This window comes from Streptomyces sp. N50, assembly GCF_033335955.1.
Lineage (GTDB): Bacteria > Actinomycetota > Actinomycetes > Streptomycetales > Streptomycetaceae > Streptomyces.
Genome location: NZ_CP137549.1, coordinates 6,284,770 through 6,310,616, shown reverse-complemented (window position 1 = coordinate 6,310,616; position 25,847 = coordinate 6,284,770). Strand labels below are relative to the sequence as shown.

The 25,847-nt window shown below is 69.9% G+C and carries 20 protein-coding genes and 1 pseudogene; 14 read left to right on the top strand and 7 right to left on the bottom strand.

All coding sequences use genetic code 11. The features are described 5' to 3' along the window. Positions 1-122: 122 nt before the first annotated feature. Both R2B38_RS28575 and R2B38_RS28570 read right to left on the bottom strand, forming a co-directional pair. Positions 123-1,013 carry a hypothetical protein gene (locus R2B38_RS28575; protein ID WP_318018803.1) on the bottom strand — a complete coding sequence of 297 codons (891 nt, stop codon included), beginning with the start codon at positions 1,011-1,013 and terminating at the stop codon, positions 123-125. Between the two features lie 118 nt (positions 1,014-1,131). Further along, the gene (locus R2B38_RS28570; RefSeq protein ID WP_318018802.1) at positions 1,132-2,811 is read right to left on the bottom strand and encodes a chitinase; all 1,680 of its coding nucleotides are present in this window, start codon (positions 2,809-2,811) and stop codon (positions 1,132-1,134) included. Between the two features lie 232 nt (positions 2,812-3,043). On the opposite strand from R2B38_RS28570, the gene R2B38_RS28565 reads away from it, so the two are divergent. After that, the gene (locus R2B38_RS28565) at positions 3,044-4,357 is read left to right on the top strand and encodes an acyltransferase (RefSeq protein WP_318018801.1); all 1,314 of its coding nucleotides are present in this window, start codon (positions 3,044-3,046) and stop codon (positions 4,355-4,357) included. Between the two features lie 148 nt (positions 4,358-4,505). On the opposite strand, the gene R2B38_RS28560 is transcribed toward R2B38_RS28565, so the two are convergent. Beyond that, positions 4,506-6,893, bottom strand: a complete 2,388-nt coding sequence (locus R2B38_RS28560) for an endonuclease/exonuclease/phosphatase family protein (RefSeq protein WP_411978589.1) — start codon at positions 6,891-6,893, stop codon at positions 4,506-4,508. 399 nt (positions 6,894-7,292) lie between these two features. Between R2B38_RS28560 and R2B38_RS28555 the strand changes: the two genes are divergently transcribed. Then, positions 7,293-9,137, top strand: coding sequence for a beta-ketoacyl-[acyl-carrier-protein] synthase family protein (locus R2B38_RS28555; RefSeq protein WP_318018800.1), 1,845 nt, complete (start codon positions 7,293-7,295; stop codon positions 9,135-9,137). Between the two features lie 168 nt (positions 9,138-9,305). Here the strand turns inward: R2B38_RS28555 and R2B38_RS28550 are convergent, their stop codons facing one another. Further along, entirely contained in the window at positions 9,306-10,385 is a 1,080-nt protein-coding gene (locus R2B38_RS28550; protein ID WP_318018799.1) for a Ku protein, read from the bottom strand. 58 nt (positions 10,386-10,443) lie between these two features. Between R2B38_RS28550 and ligD the strand changes: the two genes are divergently transcribed. Beyond that, the gene (ligD, locus tag R2B38_RS28545; protein ID WP_318018798.1) at positions 10,444-11,325 is read left to right on the top strand and encodes a non-homologous end-joining DNA ligase; all 882 of its coding nucleotides are present in this window, start codon (positions 10,444-10,446) and stop codon (positions 11,323-11,325) included. Positions 11,326-12,526: 1,201 nt separating this feature from the next. Here ligD and R2B38_RS28540 read toward each other — a convergent pair. Continuing rightward, positions 12,527-13,330: a nuclease-related domain-containing protein gene (locus tag R2B38_RS28540; RefSeq protein ID WP_318018797.1), complete on the bottom strand. Its 804-nt coding sequence runs from the start codon at positions 13,328-13,330 to the stop codon at positions 12,527-12,529. 96 nt (positions 13,331-13,426) lie between these two features. Between R2B38_RS28540 and R2B38_RS28535 the strand changes: the two genes are divergently transcribed. From R2B38_RS28535 to R2B38_RS28505, 7 genes and pseudogenes are all read left to right on the top strand, one after another. Next, on the top strand, positions 13,427-13,933 hold the full coding sequence (locus R2B38_RS28535) for a dual specificity protein phosphatase family protein (protein WP_318018796.1): 507 nt from the start codon (positions 13,427-13,429) through the stop codon (positions 13,931-13,933). A 152-nt stretch (positions 13,934-14,085) separates the two neighbouring features. Beyond that, positions 14,086-14,826: a hypothetical protein gene (locus R2B38_RS28530; protein ID WP_318018795.1), complete on the top strand. Its 741-nt coding sequence runs from the start codon at positions 14,086-14,088 to the stop codon at positions 14,824-14,826. Next, a complete protein-coding gene (locus R2B38_RS28525) occupies positions 14,826-16,070 on the top strand; it encodes a HAMP domain-containing sensor histidine kinase (RefSeq protein ID WP_318018794.1) in 1,245 nt (414 codons plus the stop codon). The genes R2B38_RS28530 and R2B38_RS28525 overlap by 1 nt, the downstream gene beginning before the upstream one ends. A gap of 161 nt (positions 16,071-16,231) precedes the next feature. Beyond that, positions 16,232-16,690, top strand: coding sequence for an SH3 domain-containing protein (locus R2B38_RS28520; protein WP_033282132.1), 459 nt, complete (start codon positions 16,232-16,234; stop codon positions 16,688-16,690). Between the two features lie 61 nt (positions 16,691-16,751). Further along, positions 16,752-18,116: an FtsW/RodA/SpoVE family cell cycle protein gene (locus tag R2B38_RS28515; RefSeq protein WP_318018793.1), complete on the top strand. Its 1,365-nt coding sequence runs from the start codon at positions 16,752-16,754 to the stop codon at positions 18,114-18,116. A gap of 8 nt (positions 18,117-18,124) precedes the next feature. Further along, positions 18,125-19,582 (top strand): penicillin-binding transpeptidase domain-containing protein, encoded by a 1,458-nt coding sequence (locus R2B38_RS28510; protein WP_318021811.1) that lies wholly within the window; start codon positions 18,125-18,127, stop codon positions 19,580-19,582. Positions 19,583-19,626: 44 nt separating this feature from the next. Next, positions 19,627-20,176 (top strand): annotated as a pseudogene (locus R2B38_RS28505) (DUF3291 domain-containing protein). Between the two features lie 12 nt (positions 20,177-20,188). Here R2B38_RS28505 and R2B38_RS28500 read toward each other — a convergent pair. Further along, the gene (locus R2B38_RS28500; RefSeq protein WP_318018792.1) at positions 20,189-20,953 is read right to left on the bottom strand and encodes a hypothetical protein; all 765 of its coding nucleotides are present in this window, start codon (positions 20,951-20,953) and stop codon (positions 20,189-20,191) included. 56 nt (positions 20,954-21,009) lie between these two features. On the opposite strand from R2B38_RS28500, the gene R2B38_RS28495 reads away from it, so the two are divergent. The 4 genes from R2B38_RS28495 (at position 21,010) to R2B38_RS28480 (ending at position 24,592) form a co-directional block, all read left to right on the top strand. Further along, complete coding sequence (locus tag R2B38_RS28495; RefSeq protein WP_318018791.1) at positions 21,010-21,948, top strand: diiron oxygenase; 939 nt, start codon at positions 21,010-21,012, stop codon at positions 21,946-21,948. A gap of 404 nt (positions 21,949-22,352) precedes the next feature. Continuing rightward, positions 22,353-23,000, top strand: coding sequence for a helix-turn-helix domain-containing protein (locus R2B38_RS28490; RefSeq protein ID WP_318018790.1), 648 nt, complete (start codon positions 22,353-22,355; stop codon positions 22,998-23,000). Positions 23,001-23,010: 10 nt separating this feature from the next. Further along, on the top strand, positions 23,011-23,364 hold the full coding sequence (locus R2B38_RS28485) for a hypothetical protein (RefSeq protein ID WP_318018789.1): 354 nt from the start codon (positions 23,011-23,013) through the stop codon (positions 23,362-23,364). A gap of 103 nt (positions 23,365-23,467) precedes the next feature. Beyond that, positions 23,468-24,592: a C40 family peptidase gene (locus R2B38_RS28480; RefSeq protein ID WP_318018788.1), complete on the top strand. Its 1,125-nt coding sequence runs from the start codon at positions 23,468-23,470 to the stop codon at positions 24,590-24,592. On the opposite strand, the gene R2B38_RS28475 is transcribed toward R2B38_RS28480, so the two are convergent. Beyond that, a complete protein-coding gene (locus R2B38_RS28475; protein ID WP_318018787.1) occupies positions 24,589-25,842 on the bottom strand; it encodes a styrene monooxygenase/indole monooxygenase family protein in 1,254 nt (417 codons plus the stop codon). The genes R2B38_RS28480 and R2B38_RS28475 overlap by 4 nt on opposite strands. Between the last annotated feature and the right edge of the window lie 5 nt (positions 25,843-25,847).

The following is a 25,847-nucleotide window of genomic DNA, read 5'->3' as shown; positions in this document are numbered from 1 at the left end:
GACCTCGACCTCGACTTCGACTTCGACCTCGACTTCGACTTCGACCTACGTACGGCGGTCTGCGCGGGCCGCCCTTTCAACTTCGATCTGAACATCGTCCGGCCTTCCTCGTGAGGAGTGCGTTACTGGACGTAACAGGACTTGCTCGTTCCGGAGACCGGGTCTCCGAAGACCGTGTTCGTGCACGGGGTGCCGCCCGTGTAACTGCCGTAGAAGTACTGGCCGTTGGCGCCGAAGGCGACCTCGTGGGTGCCGGTGAAAGTGCAGGTGCCGTTCTCCGCGGCGCAGGTCGTCCAGGTCGTGGTGGTCGGGGGTGCGCCGACCAGGAAGCAGGTCTTCGCCGTGCCGGAGATCGGGTCGCCGAAGACCTCGTTGGCGCAGGGGGTGCCGCCCGACAGCGTCGCGTAGCGGTACGAACCCGCGGCGCCGTACGCGACCGTCAACACACCGGTGAAAGCACAGGTGTTGTTCTCGCTCGCGCACGGGGACCAGACGTTCGCGGTCGGGGGTGCGGGCTGGACGTAGCAGGCCTTCGCGATGCCGCCGGCCGGGTCGCCGAAGGTCGCCGTCGTGCAGGCGGTGCCCGAACTGGCCGTCGTGTAGGCGAACTTGCCCTGTGCGCCGAGGGCCACGGTCTTCGTACCGGTGTAGAGCGAGGACTCGCTGAACGCCAGGCCGACGCTCTGGCCCGCGCCGCTGGCACCGGCGAAGTTCAGCGTGACGATCCCGCCGACCTCCTTGCCGAAGTCCAGGGTGACCGCGGAACCGTTGCCGTTCAGGCGAGTTGCCTGGTGGGACAGCACGTTCGCCGGGTTGCTGACGGAGCCGCTCGTGTCGTGGACGGCGGTGGGGGCGAGGGTCCGGGAGGTCGGGGAGAGGTTGTAGGGGTCGCCCGGGGTGGCTGCCGTAGAGACAGTGGCAGCGGCCGCGGGTGGTGGGGATTCGAGCGATACCGCGCCGCCGAACGCCAGGCCCAGCGCGACGACGAGCGCGATGCGGAACGTGCGTTTCATGAGGCTGCTTCTCCTCGTTCGAGCGGCGGTGCGGGGAGGGGGAAATCTGGTGGAACCCTCGGCCGGCGGATTGAATCGTTCAATCCGCCGGGCCGAAGGAGCCGAAGCAGCCCAGGAGTTACTGCACGTAGCAGGACTTCGCGGTACCGGACACGGGGTCACCGAAGACCCCGTTGCTGCACCCGGTGGACCCGGACACGGACCGGTACACGTACCGTCCCGCCGCGCCGTACGCCACCTCGTGGGTGCCGGAGAAGGTGCAAGTGCCTTCCTCCGCAGCGCAGTTGGTCCACGTGGCGAAGGATGGCGGTGCGCCGATCAGGTAGCAGGATTTGGCGGTGTTGGCGGCCGGGTCGCCGAACACCGCGTTGGAGCACGCCGTACCGCCGGGCAGGGTCGCGTAGTTGAAGGAACTGCCCGCGCCGTAGGCCACCGTCATCACGCCGGAGAAGGCGCAGGTGCCACCCTCGGCGGCGCAGGAGGTCCAGACGTTGGTCGCGGGCGGGGCGGTCTGGCCGTAGCAGGACTTGGCGGTGCCGGAGATCGGGTCGCCGAAGACCGCGTTGGTGCAGGGCGTGGAGCCGGTCTCCGTCGCGTAGGTGAACCTGCCGCTCGCGCCGTAGGCCACGGCGGTCGTGCCGCTGACCGCGCAAGTGCCGTTCTCGCTCGCGCACTGGGCCCAAGTCCCGGGCAGGGACTGCACAGTTGAGCCGGTGCCCCCGCCACCGCTGCTGCTGCCGGAGGTGAACGCCTGGAAGATGCGGGCGAAGTCACCGGAGTTCTGGCTGACGCCGCTGCAGGTGCTCTGCGCCGAAGTCGAGCCCGCGCAGCCGCCGTTGTCGCGGTTCTGCGACCAGTACGACGTGAGCGCGATCCCCCGTGAGGCGTCGAAGGCCTCGACACTGCGGGCGCTGTCGAGGGTGAAGACCTCGCCGGCGCTGTCGTTCTGGCCGATCATCGGGGTGTTGCCGAGCTTGGCGTAGGCGGCGGAGGTGGAGATGCCGAACGCGCTCGCGACCTGGCCCGCCGCCGCGTCCACGGATGTGTTGGCCGCGTTGCCCATGTCGGCGCCCGAGGAGCCGTAGTCCATGGTCATCAGGTTGACGACGTCCGGGGTGAAGCCGTTGGAGCGCGCGTTGTTGAGGACGTTCAGTCCGTCGCCCGAGAGGCCGCTGGGGAGGGCGGGGAGGGTGACGGAGATCGACAGCGCGCGGCCGTTGTTCGCGGCCCAAGTGCGCACCTGGGCAAGGGCCTTGTCGCGGCGGTCGATGCCGGAGGAGTTGGTGAGGGACGCCGATTCGATGTCGAAGTCGACGTGCGAGAGGTTGAAGGTGGTGATGACGTTCTCGATCTGCGCCGCGGCCGCCTCCGGGCTGGAACAGGAGTCGCCGATCTCGGTGAGCGCGGTGTCGGAGGTGTAGCCGCCGAAGGAGACGGAGACGTCGCCGCCGAGGCCGCGGATGCCGTCGATCTGCGACTGGAGGGCGGACTGGCCCGGCACCTGCCACTGACAGCCGGGGCCGTCGACGAACGCGGCGGTGAAGAACTTGGTGCCGTAGTTGTTGGCCACGTCGGTGAGGGAAACGTTTCCCGAGCCCGCGTCGAAGTACGGGGCGAAGACGTGGGCGGGCCAGGCATTCGGGGAAGAGGCCGCCGACGCGGGGGTCGCCGCGGTGAGGCCGGCCGCCGCGAGGGCTCCGGTCAGCAGGGCGGCGGAGACGAGAGAGCGGGACAGGGAGCGGGTGGCAGAACGGGCGAGGGAACGGGTGAGAGAACGGGATCTCGATCGGGTACGCATGCGCGACCTCCACGGGGGGACGGGGGGTGAATCGATTCAATCCCTGCGCGATATTGGTGCAGACCAATTCGCTGTGTGGGCTCAGGGAAGCAGTGTTGACAGGGGCGAGTCAAGGCAAGGGCGGGTCAAGGGATTGGGGGAGCTGTCGCCGGTGTCGTGACGGGCACGGATTGGTTGCGGGACGGTGCCGCTCCCCCTCAACTCCCTTGCGTCGGAGGCACCATGACGACTTATGGGGAGCTTGAGCGGGGGCCGGGATCGCTACGTCGACTTCTTGCGGGCGTGGGCGATCGTGCTGGTGGTGTTCGGGCACTGGCTGATCACCGGGCTGGTGCGGGACCCCAACGGGGCGATCAGCGCACCGGAGTTGCTCGCGACCGTGCGCTGGACCCAGTGGCTGACCCTGGGGTTCCAGATCATGCCGCTGTTCTTCCTGGCCGGCGGGCACGCGGCGGGCGGTTCGTGGGAGCGGGCGCGCAACGAGGGCCGTACGGCGACCGGTTGGGTGGGACAGCGGGCGCTACGGCTGCTGCTGCCTGCCGGGGTGTACAGCGGGCTGGTGCTGGCCGCCGTCGCGATCTGCTCGGCGGCCGGGGTGGACCCGGGCATCCTCGCGCTCGTCGGGTGGGCGTTGGCGATGCAGTTCTGGTTCTTGCCGGTGTATCTGTTGCTCAGTGCGGCAACTCCCCTTCTGTACGCGGCACATCGGCGGTGGGGGTTGCGGGTGCCGGTGGTGATGGGGGTGGTCGCGGTCGTCGCGGACGGGCTGGTGGTCACCGTGCACGCGCCCGTCGTAGGGCTGCTCAACTACGTGCTCGTGTGGGGCGTTGCCTATCAACTGGGGTTCTGTTGGCGGGACTTGCTGCTCACGGAGCGGTCCGCTCTCGCCGCCTGCATGGCCGTGGGCGGTGCCGTCGCCTTCGCCGCGCTCGTCGTCCTCGGGCCGTTCCCGGTGAGTCTGATTCTGGTGACCGGGCAGAGTCCGAGTAACACCAATCCCCCGTCCGCCGCGATGCTGGCCTGGGCGGTTGGGCAGGTGGGGGTGGCGCTGCTGCTTGCGCCGGTGCTGCGGCGGCTGTTGGAGGGTGAGCAACTCTGGCGCGTGGTACGGCCGTTGGGGGGCGTGAGTATGACGCTCTACCTGTGGCACATGCTGCCGGTGCTGATTGTCGCCGCCGCGTTCTATCTCACCGGGGTCGCGCCCGAACCGGCCTACGGGTCCGGGAGTTGGTGGGTGCTGCGGGTGCCGTGGGTGGTTGTGCTCGGGGTGGTGCTGGTGGGGGTCGTAAGGGCGCTGGGGCCGTTGGAGCGGGGGCTCTCCGTGGTGTACGAGCGGACGCGGCCCGGTGATGTTCCGCGTCGGGCTTGGGCGTTGTGGGGCGGGGTGGCGGCGAGTGTGAGTGCGCTGATCTGGTTTGCCGGGCATGGGTTCGCCTATGGCGGGCGGTTCCCGGTGTTGCCTGCGGCGGGGCTTGCGGTGGGGGTGGGGCTGGTCATGACGGCGGGGCGGAGTGTGGTGGACCCGGTTGTGCGCCTCGGCGTCTGAGTGGCTTGTGTTGTCTTGCGAGTGCGGGTGCGTTGGGGCTGGTCGCGCAGTTCCCCGCGCCCCTTAAGGGGGTTGCGCTGCCCGGTACCGGTCAGAGTGACGGGGCGGGACGGCTTGGGCCGTTCCGCCCCGTCGGGGTTCAACAGCCTTAGTGCCTACGGCACTTCGAGAGGTCGATGCGGACTATCTGGGGGTCGTGGTCGCTTGCCTGGTCTGCGAATTCCGCGTTGATGTGGACGACGTCGTAGTTGAAGGACGTCACCGCGGGGCTGGTCAGGATGTGGTCCAGGGTCTGGGAGTTGCCGTCGTAGACGTAGGTGTAGCGCTCGGCGGCGGGGAGGGTGGTGATCAGGGGCTTGAGGACCTTGTCGGCCGTCAGGGTGGTCACCGTCTGGGAGAACTCGTAGTCGTTCAGGTCGCCGAGGACGACCGCCTTGGCGTTCTTGTCGGCTGCGAGGAGGGACTTGACGAAGGTGTTGACCTCTGCCGCCTGGGCCGCGCGCTGGGTCTCCGAGCTGCGGGCCGGGGGCTGGTAGCGGCCGTGGATGGGCTGGTCGCCGCCCTTGGAGATGAAGTGGTTGGCGATCACGAAGACCTGCTCGCCCTGGAAGGTGAACTCGCCGACCAGCGGCTTGCGGCTGTCCTCCCAGGCCGCGTTGGTCGGGTCGATACGGCCCGGGGAGTAGGTGAGTTCGACGCCCTTGCGGGTCTTCACCACGCTCGTGGCGGTGGTCGCGTCGCCGCCCTTGTGGTCGGTGAAGGAGACCCGCTTGGGGTTGAAGAGGAAGACCTGGCGGATGTTGCCGCCGGGCTCGCCGCCGTCCGCGTTGTTCGTCGGCGAGATGTAACGCCACTTGTACGCCGGGCCGCCGGCCGCGCGGACCGCGTCCGTGAAGCGCTTCAGGGTGCCCTCGGCCGTCACCGTGCCGTCGTTCGTCGCGCCGTTGTCGTCCTGGATCTCCTCCAGGGCCACGATGTCGGGCGAGTTGAGGTTGACCGCGACGCCCTCGGCGAGCCGGTCGAACTTCTCCTGGGTGTCGAGCGCGTCCAGGTTCTCCACGTTGTACGTGGCGACCGCGAGCTCGTCCTTCTTCTGACGGCGAGTCACTTCCTGCTTCAGGCCCTTGTCGACGAGTGTGCCGAGCTGGGTGGCCTGGACGTTGTAGCCGCCGTAGGTGGAGTAGTCGAGGGGGCCCGTGGTCGTACCTGAGAGTTCGTCACCTACGTTGGCCGCGGGGAACGTTGAGGTGGTGTCGAGCGACATGACCTCTATACGGCCCGTGTTGGGCTGGTCGTACGACGAGTACAGGGTGCCGCCGCGTGCCGTGGCGTTCTCGTTCGGCTTGACCGTGACCCACAGTTCGCCGTAGGCGTCCGAAGCGCCGACCACCCTCGCGTCGGCGAAGGTGACCCGCATGCCCTCCAGGGACTCGTAGAAGTCCTGGGCGTAGACGGCGGGTTGGAGCGGGAGGGACTCGATGCTGCCGCCGGACGCGGTCGGGATGTAGGCGTCGGGGACCGAGGTGGCGTTCAGCGCGACGGCGTCGGGAAGCGCGTTGCCGCTGGAGAGGACCGTGGTGGTCGGGCCGCCGATCTCGGTGTTCGACTGGCTGGTGCTGCTCGGGTAGTACTCGCTGACCTTGCCGGTGACCAGGACCGAATCGCCCACCGCCACGGTCGGCTTGGTGGAGCCGGTGTAGACGAAGACCGCCTCGCTGGTGCGCGGGTCGGTGTCCGGGGTCGGGTCCTGGATCCAGTAGCCGAGGGAGCCACTACTGCGGACGCCGGTGACGATGCCGGGGACGCGGGTGACCGTCTGGCCGGAGTACGGCGAGAGGCGGGTCGTGCCCTGGATGTCGTGGACGCGGACCGTGCCGGGGTCGGTCGGCGAGCCGCCGTCGCCACCGTCACCGCCGCCGTCGCCCGAACCGGGCGTCTGGCCCGCCGAGTTGACCGGTGTCGGGGTGCCGGCGGTGAAGTCGGCCGCGTTGTCGTCGGTGTCCGCGAGCGAGTCGGCGCGGGCGACCGCGGCCGTGTTGGAGGCGCCGGTGGCCGGGCCGCTGCCCTCGCGGACGACCGCGGTGCCGTAGCCCGTGAGGTCGACGATGCTCGGGTCGGCCGCGCAGTCCGCGGCGGTCTTGCAGGTCAGCGCGGTGGTGCCGGAGACCAGGGCGATCGTGCCGGAGGTCGCGCTCATCGCGATCGAACCGGTGGCGTCGGTGGTGGGCAGCGCGGTCGTGCCGCCGCTGCCGGTGCCCTCGCCGACCAGGTAGCGGGCGCCGGGGGCGATCGCGCCGGTGAGGGCGGTGACCTGCCAAGTGGAGCCGGAGGACGGCGTACCGGGCAGGTACTGGACGCTGTAGCCCGACAGGTCGTAGGCCGCCGAACCGGCGTTGCCGAGTTCGACGAAGTCCCGGGTCAGGGTGGCTCCCGAGTTGCCCCCGCCGCCGTACACCTCGGCAATCACCGCTGAGGCAGAGGGAGTTGCGGACGCGGTGGGCAGGGCGGTGAAGGCGAAGGCTCCCGCCGCGCCCACCGAGACGATCGCTTGGGCGGTGCGGCGGGCGCGGGGTCTGCGCCCTTCAGGTCTGGACACGCTGGCGGTCTCCTCGTGCTTCGTGTAGCTGCCGATACCGGGTGCCTGTGGGGAGTCGGCTCAAGTTACGCGCGTAGAAAGGGAGTTGCCAGAGGGCCTCACGTTAAATCCAGGGAACAAGTGAGCGCGGGGGCGGGCGCGACGGCCGTGAAAGTGATGTTCCACACATATTCACGGTGATCAATTAGGGCAACTCGCTCTGTTTCGGCGGACCTTGAGAGCTCTCGCGGTGCAACAGGTTCATCTTTCAACCGTAGCTTTTTCCGGTTTCGTCCATTTCACTCGGGATGGTTTGCCGTAGGGCATAAGTCCGTTCAGTCCCCAGGAAGTGTGCGAGATATGTCCCATTCGTCCGATTCATCACAAGTTCCCTTCGCTCCCCACCCGGTGACCGCCGCCGAGGTCATCCCGGGCGACCTGATCGCCCTGACCCCGGGCGACGCCGAACGCGCCTGCTGGTACGTCGTCACCCACACCCTCCCCGAGACCCCCGAGACGATCCGCGTCTCCCTGCGGCCACCGCTCGGCGGCACGGACCACGACGAGGTGCTCGGCCGCGACCGGCGGGTGATCAGCGGGTGCCGGCGACTGGACGTGGGGGCGGTGCCGCGACTCGTCTCCGACGACCTCGCCGCCGTCGAGTTCCGGGAGGGCGACCGGGTGGGTTCGCTGCGGGTGGTGGATCCGGGGGCGGACGAGGTGTCGTACGTGCGGCGGTGGGGGGTGTGGCACCGGGATCTGGACGGAGGGTCGGGGGATGACGTGCTGACCGATGCGGAGGTTCGGGGGTGGGGTGCGGCTCCGGTTGTGGGGGTCGGCTCGGAGGGCTTGGGTGCTGGTGCGGAAACGCCGGGCGCCGGTGTGGGGGGCGGTGGCGAGTTCGTCGTACGGCATCATCCGCGGCCGGAGCGGGTGGCGGCCGCCGGTGGGCCGCGGCGGGTCGTGGTCACCGGGCTGGGGGCCGTGACGCCGCTCGGGGTCGGGGTCGACGAGTTGTGGCGGGGGCTGCTCGACGGGCGGCACGGGATTCGGGAACTGGACGGGGAGGAGTTCGCGGAGCTGCCGGTGCGGGTGGCCGGGACCGTGCCCGTCGATCCGGCGGAGCTGCTGCCGCGGCAGGCGGCGCGGCGGATGAACCGGGCGGCGCAGTTCGCGGTGCTGGCCGCGCGGGAGGCGTGGGGTGACGCCGGGTTCGTGGCGGGCGGCACGCGGGAGAGCGGGCTCGATCCCGAACGGGTCGGGGTCAGTCTCGGGGCGATCCTCGGGGACGCGTCCGTGCTCGTCGGCGGCGACCGCAAGCTGCGGGACAAGGGGCCGCGCGGCGTCTCGCCGCTCACCACGCCCATGACCGTTCCGTCGCAGGCCGCGTCCCAGGTCTCCCTCGACCTGCACATCACCGGCGAGGCCCGCACGGTCACCGCGGCGTGTGCCTCCGGCACGGAGGCGATCGGGGCGGCCATCGACCGCATACGGTACGGCCGTGTCGACATCGCCCTCGCGGGCGGGGCCGAGGCGGTCGTCACGCCGGCGATCATGGCGTCGTTCGCGGCGATGCGGGCGTTGTCCACGCGGGGGCTGGCGGACGGGTCGTCACCGTCACGGCCGTTCGGCAGGGACCGGGACGGGTTCGTGAACGGGGAGGGCGCGGGGGTGCTCGTCCTGGAGGCCGAGGAGCACGCCCGCGCGCGTGGAGCGCGGATCTACTGCGAGGCCGCGGGGTGGGGGCTGTCCGCCGACGCGCACCACATGGCGGCGCCGGATCCGTCGGGCGCCGGGGTCGCGCTCGCCGTGCGGCGGGCCGTGCGGGACGCGGGCGGGCATGTCGTGGACGTCGTCCATGTGAACGCGCACGCCACGGCGACGGTGGAGGGGGATCTTGCCGAGGCGGGGGCGTTGCGGGCGGTGTTCGGCCGCAGAAACGTTCCTGTCACCGCGATCAAGGGGCATCTCGGGCATCTGCAGGGGGCTGCGGGTGGGGTGGAGGCGGTGGCGACGGTGCTTTCGTTGCATCACGGGGTGGTGCCGGCGACCTTGGGGGTGGCGAGTGAGCTGGATGACTCGATCGGGCTCGATGTGGTGACGGGGGCGGCACGGGAGTTGCCCGGGGGTGGGGATCTCGCGTTGAGCAATTCGTTCGGGTTCGGGGGGCACAACGCGGTGTTGGCGCTTCGGCGGGTCGGGTAGCGCCGCGCGGTGAGCGGCCCGGGGGGGGCTCCGGCTCAGGCGGTGCGTATGCCGGGGGGTGCTCTTTGCGGGGGGGGCTTCGCCAGGGGTTTCTTTGCGGGACCGGTGAACTCCGTCGCGGTGGTGGGCGGGGTTGCGCTCTGCGCGGACCAGCGACGGGACTACTGCTCAAGCCGTTCGCTTGCGGGGAGTTGCCTTCTTTGCCGGGGTCTTCTTCGCGGTCGCCGTCGCCGTTGTCTTCGTCGCCGTTGTCTTCGTCGCCGCTGTCTTTTTGGTCGTCCGCGTCGACTTCTTCGCCGACGTCGGGGACTGGGACTGCGACTGGGACGGGGACTTCTTCGTCGTTGTCTTCTTTGTTGCCGTGGAGGTCGACTTCTTGCCGGGGGTCTGTTTGGGGGTTGCCCGGGGGGAGATGCGTCTGACCTCGGCCTTTGTTTCCGTTTCCTTGGGCTCCGGTTGCTCGCCTCGCGACTCCTTTGCCTCTCGGACGCTTTTCTCCAGGGCAGCCATCAGGTCCAGGACCTTGGCTCCGGGGGCTGGGGAAGGAGTCGTCGTGGGCTGCTCTCCGGAGGCCTTCGCGGTGATCATCTCCTCGACCGCCTCGCGGTAGTCGTCGTGGAGGTCGGCGAGGTCGACCTCGCCCAGCGTGTCCATCAGGGCGTCCGCCAGGTCGAGTTCCTTGTCGCGGACGGTGACGTTCGTGTCGGGGGCTACGCCCTCGGGGACGCGGATCTCGTCCGGCCAGAGCAGGCCGTGCATGGCGATCACGTCGTCGACCACGCGGAGCATGCCGAGGCGTTCGCGGCCCCGTAGCGCGTACTTCGCGATGGCCACTTTCTGGCTGCGCTTCAGCGCCTCGCGCAGCAGGGTGTACGGCTTGGCCGCGGGGACGCCGTTCGCGGAGAGGTAGTACGCGGCGTCCATCTGGAGCGGGTCGATCCGGTCGGCCGGCACGAACGCCACGATCTCGATCGTCTTCGCCGTCGGGATCGGCAGCTGGGCCAGATCCTCGTCCGTGATCGGGATCATCGTGCCGTCCGCGTCCTCGTACGCCTTGCCGATCTCGGCCTGGGCGACCTCGCGGTCCTCCAGTTCACAGACCTTGCGGTAGCGGATGCGGCCGCCGTCCTCCGTGTGGATCTGGCGGAAGGAGATGGAGTGGCTCTCGGTCGCGTTCACCAGCTTGATCGGGATGCTGACCAGGCCGAAGGAGATGGCGCCGTTCCATATGGATCGCACCTGCCGCACCCGCCTTCCGATTTCGGCTCGCGTCCGGTTCATCATGTTTTCGTGGGATTCTCATCGTATGACGCCGATCACCGAGGTGGAGGGGCGAAGGGTCGCGCTCAGCAACCTGGACAAGGTGCTGTACCCGGCGACCGGGTTCACCAAGGGCGAGGTCCTGCACTACTACGCGACCACCGCCGAGGTTCTGCTGCCCCATCTGCGTGACCGGCCGGTGTCCTTTCTGCGGTATCCGGACGGGCCCGAGGGTCAGGTGTTCTTCACCAAGAACGTGCCTCCCGGTACGCCCGACTGGGTCACCACCGCGGAAGTGCCCCGGTCCGAGGGGCCGGCGCGGATGGTGCTGGTGCAGGATCTGGCGTCCCTGATGTGGGCGGCGAATCTTGTCACCGAGTTCCATACGCCGCAGTGGGTGATCGGGGCGCCGGGTCTTGCCGATCGGCTTGTCTTCGATCTTGATCCGGGGGCGCCTGCGACCGTCGTGGAGTGTTGTGAGGTTGCGGTGTGGCTGCGGGAGCGGCTGGCTGCGGATGGGATCACTGCGTACGTGAAGACGTCCGGGGCGAAGGGGTTGCATCTGTTGGCGGGGGTGGCGCCGGTGTCTTCGGAGCGGGTCGTCTCGTACGCGAAGGCGTTGGCTGTGGAGGCGGAGGCGGCTCTGCCCCTGCTTGTCGTGCATCGGATGACGCGGAGTCTGCGGGTGGGGAAGGTGTTCGTCGACTGGAGTCAGAACGCTGCGCGGAAGACCACGGCCGCGCCCTATACGTTGCGGGCTCGGGCGGTGGAGTGTGTGTCGGCGCCGGTGACGTGGGAGGAGGTGTCGGCGTGCGGGGACCCGGATCAACTTGCTTTCAGGGCAGGGGAGTTGGAGGTACGGCTGCTTGAGCACGGCGATCTGCTGAAGCCGTTGCTCGACGCCGGACTAGCGGGAGCCCTGCCTTGACGAGGGGTTACGTGGGGATACGCCTGGCTCTCTTCAAGTGGACGTTGGGCCGCCCGCTTCTTGGCCAGTGTCGGGCTTCCGCGGCCCGAGTAAAGGGCGCTCCCTGCGGTCACGTCGGCTACGCCGATTCCGCTCCGCTCCACCCTTGACACGGTCCGCTCCAGCCCGTTTGAGAAGCGAGCGGGCGACCCGAAAAGACGGTTACCCAGGCAGACGACCCGTTACGGCGATTACGAGGCTGACCGGTGCGGAGGGGACGCGCTCGCGTCTCGCCAGCACGCCCCGTCGGCTCAGCGGCCAACGCCGAGTGGGGTGGCACGCCCGCAGATCGGCGGCACGCCACGTGACTTAGCGGCCAGCCCCGAGTGGGATGACGCACCCGCAGATCGCCAGCACGCCGGGTCGGCTTATCGGCCAGCCCCGAGTGGGGTGGCACGCCCGCAGATCGGAGGCACGCCACGTGACTTAGCGACCAACCCCGAGTGGGATGGCACGCCCGCAGATCGGCGGCACGCCGGGTCGGCTCGGTGGCTGACTCCGAGTGGTCGGTGGTGGGTGGTGGGTTCGCCCTGTCTCGAGATGCCTCCGGGCGGGCTGGCGGCTTGCGCCGGGAGCCGGGGGGTGTGAGGGGGTTCGGGAAGCTGGGTGTTCTCCTAACCGGTCAAGTAGCGGATAGGTGGTTAGTTTTGGGGACAGCCTCCTGACACCACTCGTCCATCCCACCCCGCTCTACTCCGCTCTACCTCGCCCTGCCTCGCCCTGCCTCGCCCTGCCCCGCTCCGCTCCGCTCCGACCTGCTCCATCCGGCACACTCCACCCCACTCCCCTCCAGTCCACTCCCCTCCCCCCCACTCCCCCCACTCCCCTCCACTCCACCCGGCGTTGGCCGCTGAGCCGGCCCGGCGTGCTGGCGAGACGCGAGCGCGCCCTTGGCGCCGGGTGAGGGCATAGCAGGCCCGAGGGTCTGCGTACCTGGGCAACCGTCTTTCGGGGCCGCTCGCTCGCTTCTGAAACGGGCTGGAGCGGCCCTAGTCAAGGGTGGAGCGGAGCGGAATCGGCGTAGCCGACGCGACCGCAGGGAGCGCCCTTTACTCGGGCCGCGGAAGCCCGACACTGGCCAAGAAGCGGGCGGCCCGACGTCCACTTGGGAACACGCGTGACGAACTCGCCCGGAAGCGCACCCGTACCGGGGAAGCAGGCCTCACACCCTCCCCCACGTATGCCGGTCCCTCGCCATCGCGTGCAGTGCCTCCACGTCCGCCGGCTTCAACACCCCACCCGTTCTTGCCAGTCCGGACAGCTCCGTGTCCTGGAGTACGCGGACCTCGCGCAGTGGCGTCGTCGCGCTGACGTCCGCCGGACCGGACAGGGCGAGGACCGGGTGGACCTCGGCCGTCAGCGCGTACGACGCCCGGGCCGCGTCGGAACGGGCTCGGCGGAGCAGGGGCAGGGGGTCTCGGCGGCCCAGGGTGACCATGGGGTCGGTGATCTGGACGCGTTGTTTGCGGGCGTAGAGCGTGTGCAGGGCGAAGAGGCCGCCGGGGCCGATCAGCAGGTGGTGGAGGCGGTCGCCGCCGGGGAGGGGGATCGAGTGGAGGGCGTGCCAGCCCGCGCCGTCCAGGGCGTCCAGGGCTTCGCCCACCGCCTGTTCCGCGGTCAGGGCTCGGCGGCGGGGGTCGGGACGGAGGCGGTGTTGCGGGCCCGGGTCGCGGTCGAGGGCCACGTGGAGGGCCTCGCCGGGGCGGTTGGGGGCCAGGTCGTCGTCGGGGTGGAGGGTCAGGCGGGCCAGTTCCGCGGGGGTCGGTACCGGGGGTGGGCCCACCGTGACCGGGCCGGTGAGGAAGGGGCCGAGGGCGTGCAGGACGTCCTCTCTGCGGTCCTCGCTCAGCAGGTTGATCCGGGCCGCCTCCCTGTCGTACCAGGCAACGTTCCTTCCGTCGGTGTGACAGACGTACAGCCGTTCCTGACCGTGGCGCCAGGTCGGTATGACGCGCAGTCCGTTCATGCACCATCACCCCTCGACCATGGGAACAGGCGGGGTGCTCAAGGGGCAAGAACCCGGTTACCTTTGGGTCAGTCGCTGGGGCTTGGGGAGGCGCCGTTGCGGACGCGCAGGAAGCAACCCGACGTACCCGCTCCGGACAGTCCGTGGAGCGAGATCACGCCCGGTCTGTGGATGGGCGGGCACGAGTTCCGGGGGCGGTCGGGGCAACGGGAGTTCGCGGTGGTGCGGGACGAGTTCGATCTCGTACAGACCCTGCTACGGCTGCCCGGGCACGGGCCCGACTCCGGTGTCGAGCACCATGTGTGGCCGATTCCGGACGGGCCGCTGGACGGGACGCAGCTGGCCGGCGTGATGCGGCTGGCCGTCGCCGCGTGCGACGCGCTGGACGCGGGGCGGAGCGTGCTCGTCCGCTGTTATCACGGCTACAACAGGTCGGGGCTCGTCGTCGCGCACGCCCTGGTCCGCCGGGGGTACTCCACCGACGAGGCGATACGGCTGATCCGCGCCCGCCGGTCCCCGTGGGCACTCCACAACGACCTGTTCGTCGAGTACCTGCGGACGGGACTGTCCACGGCCCGGCTGCTGGAGGAACTGGCCGAGTAGCTGAGTAGCCGCGTAGCCGAGTAATCGTTCCCTCAACCCAACCGCACACATGAACAAAAAGGACTTCCCTACGAATAGGGTGTACGGGTCCCACACCCGCGCCCCGCAGGAGAGCAGTGCCCCCCAGTCGCCCTGGTCGCCCCGGTCGTCCCGTGCGCGCCGCCCGCACCACCGCCGTCGTCGCCCTGCTCCTCGCGACCGCGGTGGCCTGCGGCGACACCGGCGCGCTGCGGGGTGCGGGGGCGACCCCGACCGCGACCAGCCCCGCCAAGCTTTGGCCGAATCTGTCGCCCGCCTCCTCCCCCGCCTACGACTTCGACGAGGCGGACACGGAGACCGTGAAGGGCATCACCGTCCCCGGCGACGACATCCACAAGGTGGACCCGATCGCCGTCGTACGTGCCGAGATCGCCGCGCACCCCAGTGACTACGACGGTTCCAATGCGCCGTACCGGGGGACCGCGGAAAAAATCTCCGACTGCGCGGACGCGGGTACGGACCGTAGCGCCTGTCCCGTTCTCAAGCCCTATTACCGCGACCTCACCGGCGACGGACGCGACGACCTCACGCTCGGGTTCCGGCTGCTGCCCACCAAGATGACCGCCGTGCGCGTCTACACCGTCGAGAAGCACCGGCTCGTGCAGGTCATGGCCAACGACGATGCCGTGAGCGGGGTCGAACTGGCCGGGCATTCGGTGATCATCCGCTCGCCGTCCGAGCTCGCGGGGTACGAGTACCGCGTGCAGTGGACCTGGGACGCGGACCAGAAGGCGATGCTGCTGACCCACGACGAGTTCCTGCGCACGGGCAGCCGCAAGCACGGAGTCCGCCGCGCGACCCCGGCCCCGCCCGGCTCCCCCGCCTCTCCTACGTCCCCCTCGGCGACCCCGTGATGAGGCTCGCGCTGCCCCGGTGGGCCGGGACCCTCGCCTTCAAGGCCGGCGTGTTCATCACCGTGATGTGCTGCGCGCTGGCCGCGCTGCTCGGCGTACTCGTGCATGTCTCGGTGACCGACCAGACCGTCGGCCAGGCCCGCGACCTCGCGTTGGCACGGCTGAAGGAGGCGACGACGCAGTACGAGGCCGGGGACTCGCTCGTGCACGGCGCCGGCGTCGATCCCGAGGATCTGCCCGTTCCGCTACGGCAACTGGCCGGGGCCGGAGAGCGCGGCACGATGGTCGGCAGGCACCGGGGGCGCCCCACGATGTGGGCGGCGGGTCCCGCCTCCGGTGACCGGGTGCTGGCCGTCGGGGTCGACTACTCGCAGGGGTCGAGCACCATCGCCGGACTGGACCGGGCGATCGTCTGGTCCTCGGCGCTGGCGATCGGGGCGACGCTGCTGGTCGGCGCGTTCGCGGTGACCCGGGTGACACGGCGGTTGCACGGGACGGCGCAGGTCGCCCGGCGGATCAGTGCGGGTGATCTGGACGCGCGGGTCGACGATCCGCGTACCAAGGACGCGAACCTGCCCCAGGACGAGGTGGCCGCGGTGGCCGCCGCGCTGGACACGATGGCCTCGTCGTTGCAGGGGAAGCTGCTGAGCGAGCAGCGGTTCACGGCGGATGTGGCGCACGAGTTGCGCACGCCGTTGACCGGGTTGCACGCGGCGGCCGAGTTGTTGCCTCCGGGGCGGCCGACGGAGCTGGTGCGGGATCGGGTCGCCGCGTTGCGCACGCTGACCGAGGATCTGCTGGAGATCTCCCGGCTCGACACCCGGCGGGAGAAACTGGAGCTGGACACCGAGCAGTTGGGGGCGGTCGCCGCGCGGGTTGTGCGGGCGTCCGGGACCGCTACCGAGGTTGTCGTCGTACGGGACGAGTGGGTCGAGACGGATCGGCGGCGGCTGGAACGGGTGCTGGGGAATCTTGTCGCCAACGCGCATCGGCACGGGCGGGGGCCGGTTGTCGTGACCGTCGACGGGGCGGTGGTGGCCGTGCGGGATCACGGGGACGGGTATCCGGAGTACCTCGTGGAGCATGGGCCGCAGCGGTTCCGTACGGAGGGTGGGGCTACGGGGCACGGGCTGGGGTTGACCATTGCGCTCGGGCAGGCGGAGGTGTTGGGGGCTCGGCTGGAGTTCTCGAATGTGGACGCCGGGGATGGTGGTGGGGCGCTTGCGAGGTTGACGCTGGGATAGGCGGAGAGCGGTAGTTCGTCGACTGCGGGGCCGTGGGGGCTGGTCGCGCAGTTCCCCGCGCCCCTATCGGTGCTCGTGTGGACCAGTGTGACGAGCGGGCCCCCACCTCTGCTCCTAATGTGGCGATAAGTCAGCTTCGCCCCACCCCTGGAGGTTCCCCCATGTCCCTCAGCCTCTCCCTCCGCCGACTCGGTATAGCGGTCGCGGCCGGTGCGCTGGTCACCGCCGCCGCCGTCACTCCCGCCGTGGCCGACGACGAGTGGGGCGACGAAGACCCGGGCGTCAGCCGTCAGGACGACGGCGGGTGGAACCAGCAGGGTGACGACGACTTCGGCGGCCGCGGTGACCACGACCACCAGGGCGACCACGGCGACCACGACAACCCGCGCCTCTACCGCGGTGTCGTCACGGCCGGCCAACTCGCCCTGCGTTCCCGCCCGGACCGCGGCAGCAGGATCATCCGGTACGCCTACCGCGGCGAGCACGTCTCGATCTTCTGCAAGACCGGCGGCTCGAACGTCCAGGGCAACCCGCTCTGGTACCTCCTCACGGACGGCACCTGGGCCTGGGGCTCGGCGCGCTACATCGACAACATCGGGCCCGCGCCCCGCTGGTGCTGACGGACGAGACACACACGCCACCCAAGGCACACAACCCGTCCCATTTGGGTAAGTTCCGGACATGACCAACGCCGGAACCACCGTCACAGCGGACCTTCCCACGCCCGCTGTACGCCTCCCCCGGCGCCGTGGCATCGAACTCACCCTCATCGTCGTGGCCGTACTCCTCTCCGTGTACGGCTACTGCGCTGTCGGTCTCGCCAAGAACGGCACGGTCCCGCCCGGCGCCGCCGGCTACGGCGCCGGGCTCGGCGTGCTCGCCCTGCTCGCGCACATCGCGGTGCGCCTGCGGGCCCCGTACGCCGACCCGCTCCTCCTCCCGATCGGGGTCCTCCTCAACGGCCTGGGGCTCGTCCTCATCTACCGGCTCGACCTGGAGACCCCGGGCGACCGGGCGGCGCCCACCCAACTCGTCTGGTCCACCCTGGGCGTGACCCTCTTCATCGTCGTGGTCGTGGCCCTCCGCGACCACCGCGTGCTCCAGCGCTACGCCTACGTCTGCGTGGCCGCCGCCCTCGTCCTCCTCACCCTCCCGGTCCTCTTCCCTGCCGTGAACGGGGCCCGGATCTGGATCCGGATCGCCGGATTCTCCATCCAGCCGGGCGAGTTCGCGAAGGTGCTGCTGGCGGTCTTCTTCGCCGCGTACCTCGCGGCCAACCGCAACGCGCTCGCCTACGCCGGCCGCCGCGTCTGGCGCCTCCAGCTCCCCACCGGCCGCGTGCTGGGCCCGATCGTCGCGATCTGGCTGCTGAGCGTCGGCGTCCTGATCCTGGAACGCGACCTCGGCACCTCGCTCCTCTTCTTCGGCCTGTTCGTGACCCTCCTCTACGTCGCCACCGGCCGCACCGGCTGGATCGCGGTCGGCCTGCTGCTCGCGGTGCTGGGCGCGGTCGCGGTCGGCCGGCTCGAACCGCACGTCCACAGCCGCGTCCAGGACTGGCTGCACCCCTTCGCGTCGATCGACGCGGGCCACGGCCCGAACCAACTCGCGCAGTCCCTCTTCGCGTTCGCGGCCGGCGGCATGCTCGGCACGGGCCTCGGCCTCGGCCACTCCGTTCTCATCGGCTTCGCCGCCAAGTCGGACTTCATCCTGGCCACGGCCGGCGAAGAACTGGGCCTGTCCGGCCTCTCCGCGATCTTCATCCTCTACGGCCTTCTCGTGGAGCGCGGCTACCGGGCGGGTCTGGCGCTGCGCGACCCCTTCGGCCGGCTGCTCGCGGTCGGACTCGCCTCGATCGTCGCGCTCCAGGTGTTCGTGATCGCGGGCGGGGTGACGGGCCTGATCCCACTGACCGGCATGGCGATGCCGTTCCTCGCCCAGGGTGGCTCCTCGGTCGTCACCAACTGGGCGATCGTGGCCCTGCTGATCCGGCTGAGCGACTCGTCCCGCCGCCAGTCCGACTACGCCATCGAGGTGGCCGCGTGACCGACTCCATGACCCGCCACATCCGCCTCGCCGCGGCCTTCTGCACCCTGCTCCTGCTGGCCCTGCTGGTGAACGCCACCCGCGTCCAGGTCGTCCAGTCCCGCTCCTACGACGGCAACGTCGCCAACCGCCGCCACACCATCGCCCGTTACGACCAGCCGCGCGGCTCCATCCTCGTCGACGGCAAGCCGATCACCGGCTCCCGCGACTCCGGCGAGCAGCTCCGCTACGAACGGACGTACCGGAACGGCCCGTTGTACGCACCGGTCACCGGCTTCGCCTCGCAGGAGTACGGCACGACGTTCCTGGAGCACTCCGAGGACGGCATCCTCTCCGGCACCGATTCGATGCTCTCCCCGTTCCCCCTGTGGAACGACCTGACCCGCGCCCAGAACCCCGGCGGCAACGTCGTCACCACCCTCAACCCGGCCGCACAGCAGGCCGCTTACGCCGGACTCGGCACACGCACGGGCGCGGTGGCCGCGATCGAACCCTCCACCGGCCGCATCCTCGCCCTGGTCTCCACCCCGTCCTACGACCCCGGCACCCTGTCGGGCAACGGCCGTTCCGCGAACCGCAGTTGGGCCCGTTTGAACGCCGACCCGAACAAGCCGATGCTCAACCGTGCGGTACGGCAGACCTATCCGCCGGGTTCGACGTTCAAGGTGGTCACGGCGGCGGCGGCGCTCGACGCGGGCGTGGTGACGGACCTGGACGCGGCGACCAACTCCCCCGACCCGTACACCCTTCCCGGCACGACGACGACCCTCACGAACGAGGGCGACGGCTGCGTGGACGCGCCGCTGCGGTCCGCCTTCGAGTGGTCGTGCAACACGGTGTTCGCCAAGCTGGGTGTGGATGTCGGCGTGCGGAACATGAGCACCACGGCGGAGGCCTTCGGCTTCAACGACACCGACGCGCGGATCCCCTTCTCGGTCGCCCCCAGCACCTTCGACACGACCCTGGACAAAGCCCAGTTGGCGCTGTCGTCGATCGGGCAGTACAACACGCGGGCCACGCCGTTGCAGATGGCGATGGTCGCGGCGGCGGTCGCGAACGGCGGGCAGGTGCGGGAGCCGTACCTGGTGGAGCGGACGACACGGCGGGGCGGCGAGACGGTGTCGACACCCGGCTCGCGCCCCGTCCGTCAGGCCATGCACCCCGCAACCGCCGTACAGATGAAGGAACTTATGGAAGACGTGGTCACCGAAGGCACCGGCACCAACGCGGCCATCCCCGGCGCGACCGTCGGCGGCAAGACCGGCACCGCGCAGCACGGCATCGGCAACTCCGGTACGCCGTATGCCTGGTTCGTGTCCTGGGCGCAGGGCGAGCGGGACATCGAACCGAAGGTCGCGGTCGCGGTGGTGGTGGAGGACGCGTCGGCGGACCGGTCCGACATCAGCGGCGGCGGGGACGCGGCGCCGATCGCCAAGGCGGTGATGGAGGCGGTGCTCGGTTCCTGAGACGGGGGTACCGGGAGACGCCCGCCCCGACCTAACGTTCGGTCATGACTGATCCTTTAACATCACCCGCGTACGAACTCGCCCAGGCCAACATCGGCCGCCTCCAATTCCCGCTGGATTCCACGGAGTTGAAGGACTTCGTGGACGCCCTCGACCCCGTGAACGCCGTCGCCGACGCGGCCGAGGGCTTCGTGTGGCGCCTCCAGTCCGACACCGGCAACGCGACCGACGTCCCCGTCCTCGGCGACGACTGGCTGATCATCAACATGTCGGTGTGGCGCGACACGGACACCCTGACCGCGTTCATGTACCAAGGCCGGCACCGGGAGTTGCTGGCTCGCCGCCGTTGGGGGTCCCCCCACGCCCTTTAGGCAGTGGGGGAGGTTCGAGCGGGTGCGCGAGGCGATGACGGTCCTGTGGTGGGTCCCGGCGGGCCACCGGCCCACGGTCGCGGAGGCCGAGGAACGGCTCCTGCATCTGCGGGCGCATGGTGCGACGCCGTACGCGTTCACGTTGAGGACGTCGTTCCCGGCACAGGGGGCGGGGCCGGTGGGGCCGGTCAACATCCCTGAGGGGCTGGGCTGTTCGGTCTAGCGCACCGTCCGCCTACTTGATCGGCGTGCGCACCTCCGAGCGCACACGCAGCACCGTTCCGGCGGCCGACTTCAGGTCCAGGTCCGCGCTGACCCCGCCGAAGGTCATCTCGGCGACCAGCGCGGACGTGTTGCCGTCCGCCCAGGCGCACACCGGGAAGGTGTACGTCGGGCCGGCCGAGCTGTCGGTGACGATCTCGCAGCTGATCCCGGTGCCCGCGCCGGCCGGGGTGACGTCCTTCGGCGGGACGATCACCGTCTTGCCGGCACCGGCCCCGAACCCCTTCAGCGCGCCCGCGCGGATCGCGCCGGTGTTCCTGAGCCGGCCGTAGAAGCCGGAGATCACCAACGCGCCCTGGCCGGCGTCGCCGTAGAGGCTGTAGCGGGCGACGACGGCGTGGGTGACCCGGGAGTTCCGGCTGTGGGACAGCTCCTCCTCCATCTGCCGGCCGGCGGTGCCGGTGAGGTCGTGCGCGATGCGGTAGCGGCTGTCGAGGAGCGTCCCGGGGAGGGTCAACTCGTACTCCGCCTTGGGGAATTCGGCCGCGGTCGCCTCCCGGACCTGCGCGATCGCCACGTTGACGACGAAGCCGAGCCCGAGCACCACGGCCAGGACCCGCAGGGCGAGTTGGGTGCGCCGCCGCAGCGGGGAGGGCGGTGACGGCTGCGGGGCGGGGGAGGCATGGACACGGCAGCACCGTACAGGCGTACGGATCACCGCCGCCCGGCCGATAAGTCGCACACGAGGGTTGACGAGCTTGCTGACAAGCAGTCTCATAAGACGTCGGAGGATGTGACCCCGGGTAACACGCTGATCCGCGAGGTGGGAGAACCATGACGACCCTGACCGAAGCCGACGCGGTCGACGGGCTGCGGGACGCGCTCGGCCTGCTCAAGGACCGTGAGCAGGTCGCCGAGCGGTTGCTCGCGTCCTCCGCGAAGCACTCCTTCGACCCCGACAAGGAACTCGACTGGGCCGCGCCCTTCGAGGACGGCAAGTGGTTCTGGCCGCCGGAGCTGGTGTCCCTGTACGACACCCCGCTGTGGAAACGGATGGGTGAGGAACAGCGCATCCTGCTCTCCCAGCACGAGGCCGCGGCGCTCGCCTCGCTGGGCATCTGGTTCGAGCTGATCCTGATGCAGCTGCTCGTCCGGCACATCTACGACAAGGCGGCGACGAGTGCGCATGTGCGCTACGCGCTGACCGAGATCGAGGACGAGTGCCGGCACTCGAAGATGTTCGCGCGGCTGATATCGCGGGGCGATACGCCCTGGTATCCGGTGAGCCGGGCCCATCAGAACCTCGGGCGGCTCTTCAAGACCGTCTCCACGACGCCGGGTTCGTTCACGGCGACGCTGCTCGGGGAGGAAGTCCTCGACTGGATGCAGCGGTTGACGTTTCCGGATGAGCGGGTGCAGCCGTTGGTCCGGGGTGTGACCCGTATCCATGTCGTCGAGGAGGCGCGTCATGTCCGTTACGCCCGGGAGGAGTTGCGGCGGCAGATGGTGACGGCGCCGCGGTGGTCCCAGGAGTTCACCCGGGTCACCTCCGGGGAGTTCGCGCGGATCTTCTCCATCGCGTTCGTCAATCCCGATGTCTACACGAACGTGGGGCTTGATCAGGCGGAGGCGGTGGCTCAGGTGCGGGCGAGTGGGCATCGGCGGGAGGTCATGCAGAACGGGTCGAGGAAGCTGACGGAGTTCCTGGACGACATCGGTGTGCTGCGGGGTGTCGGGCGACGGCTGTGGAAGGCGTCCGGGCTGCTGGCTTGAGTGTCGGAGTGCGGCCCGGCGGGGGCTGGTCGCGCAGTTCCCGCGCCCCTTAAAACGCAGGCCGGCCCAAGTCTTTAGGGACGCGAGGAACTGCGCGAGCCTTAAAAACACAGGCCGACCCGAGTCTTTAGGGACGCGAGGAACTGCGCGACCCTTAAAAACACAGGCCGGCCCAAGTCTTCAAGGGCGCGGGAAACTGCGCGACCCTTAAAAACACAGGCCGGCCCAAGTCTTCAAGGACGCGAGGAACTGCGCGACCCTTAAAAACACAGGCCGGCCCAAGTCTTTAGAGGCTCGGGGAACTGCGCGACCCTTAAAACGCTGGCCGGCCCAAGTCTTTAGGGGCGCGGGGAACTGCGCGACCAGCCACGACGCGCCCGCACCCGCCCGACTACCCTGCACCCATGTCCCCCGCCACCCCCGCATACCGTCGACTGGGCGTCGAGGAGCGGCGCAGCCAGCTCCTCGACGCCTCGCTCACCCTCTTCGCGCACCGCGCCCCCGAAGAGGTCTCCCTCGACGACGTGGCGGAGGCGGCCGGGGTCTCGCGCCCCCTGGTGTACCGGTACTTCCCGGGCGGCAAGCAGCAGCTCTACGAAGCCGCCCTCAGGTCCGCCGCCGACGAACTCCGGCAGTGCTTCGACGAACCCCGCGAGGGCCCGCTCCTCCCCCGCCTCGCCCGCGCCCTGGACCGCTACCTCGGCTTCGTCGACCAGCACGACGCCGGTTTCAGCGCCCTCCTCCAGGGCGGCAGCGTCGTAGAGACGTCCCGCACGACAGCCATCGTGGACGGCGTCCGCAGGGCCGCCGCCCTGCACATCCTCAGCCACCTCGGGGTCACCGACCCCGGCCCCCGCCTCCGCATGACCGTACGGATGTGGATCACGGCCGTGGAAGCCGCGTCCCTCATCTGGCTCGACGAGGACAAGCAACCGCCGCTCGACGAGTTGCGGGACTGGCTGGTCGAGCAGTTCGGGGCCGTGCTGTCGGTGACGGCGCGGCGGGACCCGCAGACGGCCGCGCTGGTCCAGGGCCTCGCGGCGGATGGCTGAGACTGGTCCCGTGAAGAGCGAAGAGACCCCGTTCGAGGGCGGCCCGATGGACGGGCGTTCCCTGCCCGTGCTGCTCGGCCCGACCGGCACCCCGCCGAAGACGTACCGCATCCCGGTCCCCGACGACGCCGGCGGCCCGCCCACCGTCCTCGTCTACCGCCGGGTCCCCCGCGCCCACAGCAAACGACTCGGCCTCCCCAAAGGCTGGAAGTACGAGTACTCCGCCGAAGGTGAAAAAGGGGCGGGGAAGCGGGGAAGCGGACTCAGGTGGCCCTGGACCAAACCGGACGCCGAACCGGACGCCAAGCCGGACTCCGCACCAGACGCCACGCCGGGCGGCAAGCCGGACGACACCCACGGGTGACCTGGTTACGCCGAACCGCGCACACCCGGCGCGCGGACCCGCCGCCCCCGGCTGATGCTCACGGTGCGGGGCGGAAGGCCCGCCGCGCACCGGAGGTGATGACGTGTCAGGAAGGCTTCTGCGTCTGGTCTGTACGGCAACGGTGGCGGCCGGCACCGTCCTCGCCCCGCTGCCCGCCGCGGCCGTACCCGAACCCCCGGCCCCCGGACAGCGCCCCGTGGCCGAACTCCTGACGGACCTTCAGACCCTCTACCAGGATGCCGAACATGCCACGGAGACGTACAACGCCACCGAGGAGAAGCTGAAGAAGCAGCGCGCCGAGGTCGACCGCCTCGACTCCGAACTCTCCCGCGCCCGCCTCTCCCTCCACGACAGCCGGGGCGCGGCCGGCCGCCTGGCCCGCGAGCAGTACCAGAACAGCACCGCCATCTCCCCGTACGTCCGCCTCCTCCTCGCCCGCGATCCCCAGCACGCGCTCGACGAGGGGCATGTCATCGGCCAGTTGGCGCGGGAGCGCGCCGAGACGATCGGCCGACTGGTCGGCAGCGAGAAGAAGAGCGACGGCCTGGCCCGCGCGGCCCGCAAGGCCCTGGACACCCAACTCACCCTGGCCGCCCGCCAGAAGAAGGACCAGGACGACGTCCGCAAACGCCTCGCCGACGTGGAGAAGCTCCTCACGTCCCTCACCCCCGACCAACTCACCGCCCTGGCAGCCTTCGAGAAGACCGACGTCGACAAGTCCCAGCAGAAGCTGGTCACTTCAGGCGCCCTGGGCGACGACAACCGCGAACCCTCACGCGAGGGCGACCGGGCGTTGCGCTACGCGGTACAGCAGGTGGGCAAGCCCTACGAGTGGGGAGCGGAGGGCCCGAAGACGTACGACTGCTCGGGCCTGACGTCCGAGGCCTGGGGCCACGCGGGAACGCCGATCCCGAGGACGAGCGAAGAGCAATGGGCCGAGCTGCCGAGAGTCCCGCTCAACGAACTCCGCCCCGGCGACCTGGTCATCTACTTCCCCAAGGCAACCCACGTGGCGCTGTACTTGGGCGCGGGCCAAGTGGTCCAAGCCCCCCGCACAGGCGAGAAGGTCCAGGTGTCGCCGATCGCGTCCTACCCCATCCTCGGAGCAGTACGTCCAGATCAGCGCCCCAAAGGGGCGCGGGGAACTGCGCGCCCAGCCACAACGGACGCGCAGCCGCCAACTCTCCCCACCACCAACGGCGATTAGGCCCCGGCAACAGAAGCCAGGTAAGCCCCGGTCTTCTCCGGCTCATAGAAGAAGTTCTCAAAATCGGCGGGGTCATCAAACCCGTTGGCGAACCGATCCGCCACCGGCGGCAACTGCCCAGCCGCCCCAATAAGGTTGAGAATGTGCTCCGGCGGCGGAGCCAACATCGCGTTGGTCCACTTCGTAACGTGCCGCGCAGTCTCCCAGTACCGCTCGAACGTCGCCGTCATCCAGTCCCCGTCGAACTCCTTCTCCCCGTGCTCAAGAATCGACGCGAGATACGAAGCGGCGCACTTGGACGCGGAGTTGGACCCCTGCCCGGTGATCGGGTCGTTCGCGACGACGACATCCGCGACGCCCAGCACCAGTCCACCACCGGGCAGTTGACCGACCGGGTTACGGACGGTGGGCGCGTACCGCCCGGCCAACGTCCCACCCGCGTCCGTCAGTTCGACGTCCCGCGCCCGCTCGTACTCCCACGGCGTGAACTTCTCCATGAGTTCCAGGGTCAGGGAGAGGTGCTGAGCCGGGTCCTTGACGCCGTTGAAGACGTCCAACGGCCCGCCGGGTATGCCCTCCCAGAACAGGATGTCCGCGCGCCCGGACGTGGTGAGCGTCGGCATGACGAACAACTCGCCCACGCCGGGCACCAGGTTGCAGCGGACCGCCTCGAACTCCGGGTGCTCCGGGCGCGGTCCGAGACCGTGGACGTAGGAGACCGCCAGCGCGCGCTGCGGCTCGGTGTACGGGGACCGCTCCGGGTCGCGGGCGAACATCGAGACCAGCTCGCCCTTGCCCGCGGACACCAGGACGAGGTCGTACGTACGGGAGAAGTAGTCGAGGTCGCCGACTGCCGCGCCATGGATGACCAGTTGGCCGCCGCGCTGGGCGAACGTCTCCATCCAGCCGGCCATCTTCACCCGCTGGTCGACCGACTGCGCGTACCCGTCGAGCTTGCCCACCCAGTCGATCGCGCGCTGCGTCGGACCCGGATCGTGCGAACCGGGCGCGGCGACCGAGACGCCGAGTCCTTCGATCTTCGGGGCCTGGGACTCCCAGAAGTTCAGCTGGAGATCGCGCTCGTGCCGCAGTGCCGTGGTGAACATGCACTGCGTCGACATGACCCGCCCGGTGCGGATCTCGTCCGCCGTCCGGTTGGACATCAGGGTGACCTCGTACCCGTGCGACTGGAGTCCGAGGGCGAGTTGGAGCCCGGACTGACCGGCTCCGACGACGAGTATCTTCCGCATACGGG

Excerpts from the sequence above, each read along its gene's own strand:
- R2B38_RS28490 (WP_318018790.1), top strand. The coding sequence starts at position 22,353 with ATGTCCCCCGCCACCCCCGCATACCGTCGACTGGGCGTCGAGGAGCGG.
- R2B38_RS28540 (WP_318018797.1), bottom strand. The coding sequence starts at position 13,330 with ATGAACGGACTGCGCGTCATACCGACCTGGCGCCACGGTCAGGAACGG.
- R2B38_RS28510 (WP_318021811.1), top strand. The coding sequence starts at position 18,125 with ATGACCCGCCACATCCGCCTCGCCGCGGCCTTCTGCACCCTGCTCCTG.
- ligD (WP_318018798.1), top strand. The coding sequence starts at position 10,444 with ATGACGCCGATCACCGAGGTGGAGGGGCGAAGGGTCGCGCTCAGCAAC.
- R2B38_RS28495 (WP_318018791.1), top strand. The coding sequence starts at position 21,010 with ATGACGACCCTGACCGAAGCCGACGCGGTCGACGGGCTGCGGGACGCG.
- R2B38_RS28570 (WP_318018802.1), bottom strand. The coding sequence starts at position 2,811 with ATGCGTACCCGATCGAGATCCCGTTCTCTCACCCGTTCCCTCGCCCGT.
- R2B38_RS28575 (WP_318018803.1), bottom strand. The coding sequence starts at position 1,013 with ATGAAACGCACGTTCCGCATCGCGCTCGTCGTCGCGCTGGGCCTGGCG.
- R2B38_RS28515 (WP_318018793.1), top strand. The coding sequence starts at position 16,752 with ATGACCAACGCCGGAACCACCGTCACAGCGGACCTTCCCACGCCCGCT.
- R2B38_RS28475 (WP_318018787.1), bottom strand. The coding sequence starts at position 25,842 with ATGCGGAAGATACTCGTCGTCGGAGCCGGTCAGTCCGGGCTCCAACTC.
- R2B38_RS28555 (WP_318018800.1), top strand. The coding sequence starts at position 7,293 with ATGTCCCATTCGTCCGATTCATCACAAGTTCCCTTCGCTCCCCACCCG.
- R2B38_RS28565 (WP_318018801.1), top strand. The coding sequence starts at position 3,044 with ATGGGGAGCTTGAGCGGGGGCCGGGATCGCTACGTCGACTTCTTGCGG.
- R2B38_RS28525 (WP_318018794.1), top strand. The coding sequence starts at position 14,826 with ATGAGGCTCGCGCTGCCCCGGTGGGCCGGGACCCTCGCCTTCAAGGCC.
- R2B38_RS28500 (WP_318018792.1), bottom strand. The coding sequence starts at position 20,953 with ATGAGACTGCTTGTCAGCAAGCTCGTCAACCCTCGTGTGCGACTTATC.
- R2B38_RS28520 (WP_033282132.1), top strand. The coding sequence starts at position 16,232 with ATGTCCCTCAGCCTCTCCCTCCGCCGACTCGGTATAGCGGTCGCGGCC.